Origin of the sequence: Longimicrobium sp. (genome assembly GCF_036280135.1) — a bacterium.
Classification (GTDB): Bacteria; Gemmatimonadota; Gemmatimonadetes; order Longimicrobiales; family Longimicrobiaceae; genus Longimicrobium.
This window is the reverse complement of the sequence record NZ_DASURI010001009.1, coordinates 1-3,013: the sequence shown is the minus strand read 5'-3', so window position 1 is coordinate 3,013 and position 3,013 is coordinate 1. Positions and strand designations below refer to the sequence as shown.

General features: G+C 76.2%; 1 protein-coding gene. It reads left to right on the top strand.

What is annotated here, in order from left to right:
- Window positions 1-77: 77 nt before the first annotated feature.
- On the top strand, window positions 78-3,013 hold a 2,936-nt coding region (locus tag VFZ20_RS32460), incomplete at its 3' end, for an amino acid adenylation domain-containing protein (RefSeq protein WP_329688136.1).

Here is a 3,013-nt window from a genome sequence, read left to right as displayed (position 1 = left end):
CACGATTCGGGATCGGCGGGGGGCGGGGCGGTGGGTGTGTCGCGGAACAACAGGACATCTTTCCAGGGTCGCCGCACATGAACGAGCAGCCCACGCCCGGCGTCGCGGACGCGACGGGGCAGACCCCATCCGTGCCGCACGCCGTCCCGCCGGGGGCGCCGGAGCTGTCCGCGGCCAAGCGCGCCATGCTGGAGGCGCGGCTGCGCGGGCAGCACCGCGCGTCCACGCTCGTCCGCCGCGCGCACGGGGGCGACGTGCCGCTCTCGTTCGCGCAGGAGCGGCTGTACTTCATCCACCGCATGCGGCCGGAGAGCGGCGCGTACAACGTCCCCGTGGCGCTGCGGCTTCCCGGCGCGGTGGACGAGGAGGCGCTTCGGCGGGCCCTGGGCGAGGTGGTCCGCCGCCACGACGCGCTGCGGACCACCTTTCACGAGCGCGACGGCGTGCCCGTGCAGGTCGTCGGTCCGTTCGCGGGGTTCGCGCTGCCCGTGGAGGACCTGTCGGCGCTGGACGGCGTGGCGCGCCGGGCGGAGGTGGCGCGGCGGGCCGCGGAGCACGCCGCGCGGCCCTTTGACCTGGCCGCGGGGCCGCTGCTGCGCGCCACGCTCCTGCGGCTGGCCCCGGACGACCACGTGCTCCTGCTGTGCATGCACCATGTCGTCAGCGACGAGTGGAGCATGGAGGTGCTGGGCCGCGAGGCGCAGGCGCTGTACACGGCGTATCGCACGGGCCGGGTGCCGTCCCTCCCGGAGCTGCCCCTTCAGTACGCGGACTACGCCGTGTGGCAGCGCGAGCAGGCGGCCGGCGGCACGCTGGAGCCCCAGCTGGCGTACTGGCGCACGCGGCTGGCGGGCGCGCCCGCGCTGCTGGAGCTGCCCCTGGACCGCGCCCGCCCGGCGGAGCCGTCGCACCGGGGCGCCCGGGTGTCCCTGTCGCTGCCCCCGGCGCGGCTGGAGCGGCTGCGGGCGCTGGTCCGCGGCGCGGGCGCCACCCTGTTCATGGGGGTGCTGGCCGCCTGGCAGGTGCTCCTGTCCCGCTACGCCGGCACGGCGGACGTGGTGGTGGGCACGCCCGTGGCCGGGCGCACGCACCGCGAGCTGGAGCCGCTCATCGGCTTCTTTGTCAACACGCTGGTGCTGCGGACGGACCTGTCCGGCGACCCCACCCTGCGCCAGGTGCTGGAGCGGGTGCGCGAGGGGGTGCTGGCGGCGTACGAGAACCAGGAGGCGCCGTTCGAGGCGCTGGTGAGGGAGCTGCGGCCGGACCGCGCCCCCGGCCACGCGCCCCTCGTCCAGGCCACGGTCTCGGTGGAGAACGCGGCGGCCGGGGCGGGCGGCCCGCCGGGGCTGGAGCCGGGCGCGGTGGACTCGGGGCACGCCGTGGCCAAGTTCGACCTCATGCTGGGAATGGCGGACACCGGCCGCGGGCTGCGCGGCGAGCTGATGTACGCCACGGACCTGTTTGACCGCGCCACGGCGGAGCGCATGGCCGGCCACCTGGAGCGGGTGCTGGAGCAGCTGTCCGACGACCCCGGCCGCCCCCTGTCCGCCGTGGAGCTGATGGGGGACGACGAGCGGCGGCAGGTGCTGCGGGCGTGGAGCGGGGGCGGGGAGTCGTTCCCCGTGGCGGAGTGCATCCACCACCGCTTTCGCCGCCAGGCCGCGCGCACGCCGGACGCGCCGGCCGTCACGCACGGGGCGCGCACCCTTTCGTACGCGGCGCTGGACACACGGGCGGACGCCCTGGCGCGGCGGCTGGCCGCGCGCGGCGCGGGGCCGGACGTGCTCGTGGGCCTGTGCGTGGAGCGCTCGCTGGAGACCGTCGTGGGCATCCTGGGCATCCTCAAGGCGGGCGCGGCCTACCTGCCCCTGGATCCCGCCTACCCGGACGACCGGCTGGCGTACATGCTGGACGATTCCGGCGCGCGCCTGGTCGTCACCACGGCGGACGCGGCTCCCCGCCTGCCGGCCGGGATCGAACAGGTGCGGATGGACGAGGCGGAGGCGGACCGATCCGGATCGGCCCCGTTCGTCCCCGCGGAGCCGGGGCCGGACGCGCTGGCGTACGTCATCTACACCTCCGGGTCCACGGGGCGGCCCAAGGGCGTGATGGTGACGCACGCCAGCGTCGTCCGCCTCTTCGCGGCCACGGACCGGTGGTTCGAATTCGGCGCGGAGGACGTGTGGACGCTCTTTCACGCCTACGCGTTCGACTTTTCCGTGTGGGAGATCTGGGGGGCGCTGCTGCACGGCGGCCGCCTGGTCGTCGTCCCCCATGACGTGAGCCGCGACCCGGCCCGCTTCCTGGCGCTGCTGGAGTCCGAGCGCGTGACGGTGCTCAACCAGACGCCCTCCGCGTTCCGCCAGCTCATCCGCGCCGACGGGGAGGCGGGCGGCACGGCGGACCTGGCCCTGCGCCATGTCGTCTTCGGCGGCGAGGCGCTGGAGCCCGCGTCGCTGCGCGAGTGGGTGGGCCGCCGCGGGGCGGAGCATCCGGCGCTCGTGAACATGTACGGCATCACGGAGACGACGGTGCACGTCACGCATCGCGTGATCCGCGAGGCGGACGTGCGCGCGGGCGCGTGGTCGCCCATCGGCATCCCCATCCCCGACCTGCGGCTGTACGTGTGCGACGGGCGGATGCGGCCGCAGCCCGCGGGCGTGCCCGGCGAGCTGTACGTGGGCGGCGCCGGGGTGGCGCGCGGCTACCTGGGCCGCCCCGCGCTCACGGCCGCGCGCTTTGTCCCCGACCCGTTCGGCCAGGGGCGCCTGTACCGCACGGGGGACCGCGCGCGGTGGCGGGCGGACGGCTCGCTGGAGTGCCTGGGCCGGCTGGACGCGCAGGTCAAGGTCCGCGGCTTTCGCGTGGAGCTGGGGGAGATCGAGGCGCGGCTGGCGGAGCATCCGGGGGTGCGAGAGGCCGTCGTCCTGGCGCGCGAGGACGCGCCGGGCGAGAAGCGCCTGGTGGCGTACGTGGTGGGCGACGAGACGGCCGGGGCGGACCTGCTCCGGGC